This window comes from Mesorhizobium sp. M5C.F.Ca.IN.020.29.1.1 (assembly GCF_003997375.1).
Lineage (GTDB): Bacteria > Pseudomonadota > Alphaproteobacteria > Rhizobiales > Rhizobiaceae > Mesorhizobium > Mesorhizobium wenxiniae.
In genome coordinates this window covers 1-723 of sequence record NZ_RZSW01001115.1, presented here as the reverse complement: position 1 = coordinate 723, position 723 = coordinate 1, and the positions used below count along the sequence as shown (strand labels likewise).

Genomic DNA, 723 nt, shown 5'->3' with positions numbered 1-723 from the left:
ATACCGATGCGGCGCTTGTGCTTCGGCACGAACAGGCCCGCATCCGTATCGACCAGCACGCGGCCGTCGGCCTCGATCCGCCCCTTCTCGGGCCGGATTAATCCGGCAATCATGTTGATCAGCGTCGTCTTACCGGAGCCCGAGGGCCCGAACAGCGCGGTCAGCCGCCCGGCGCTTCCGAAGCGGACGTCAAGCCCCAAATCGCCAAGCCGATGGGTGATATCGAGCGCGACCGTCATTCGATATCCATCCGCTTGCCGACGCGCCGCGCCAGAACCTCCGACGCGACAAGTGCTGCCATCGAAATGACGATCGAGATCAGCGTCAGCCTGAGCGCGCCGGCATCGCCGCCCGGCACCTGCGTGAACGTGTAGATCGCCGACGGCAGTGTCTGCGTCTCGTTTGGGATATTGGAAACGAAGGTGATCGTTGCGCCGAATTCGCCCATCGCCTTGGCGAAAGACAGGATGGCGCCGGTAATCAGGCCGGGCAGGATCAGCGGCAGCGTGATCGTCCCGAACACCCACAGCGGATTGGCGCCAAGCGTTCCGGCCGCCGCCTCGATTCTGCGGTCGACCGCCTCGATCGACAGCCGGATCGCCCGCACCATCAAGGGAAAGCCCATGACGGCGCAGGCCAGTGCGGCACCTGTCCAGCGAAAGGAAAAAACGATGCCGAAATGCTCGGCCAGAAACGCCCCGGCCGGGCCGCGCCTGCCGAAGG

2 protein-coding genes are annotated in these 723 nt (G+C 65.0%); both read right to left on the bottom strand.

Annotation, left to right across the window (positions count from 1 at the left end; all coding sequences use genetic code 11):
- The coding region (locus EOA85_RS36575; protein WP_127212822.1) for an ATP-binding cassette domain-containing protein at positions 1-239 on the bottom strand (239 nt) is incomplete at its 3' end.
- Positions 236-723: ABC transporter permease subunit (locus tag EOA85_RS36570; RefSeq protein ID WP_127212821.1), on the bottom strand; the 488-nt coding region annotated here is incomplete at its 5' end. The genes EOA85_RS36575 and EOA85_RS36570, both read right to left, overlap by 4 nt.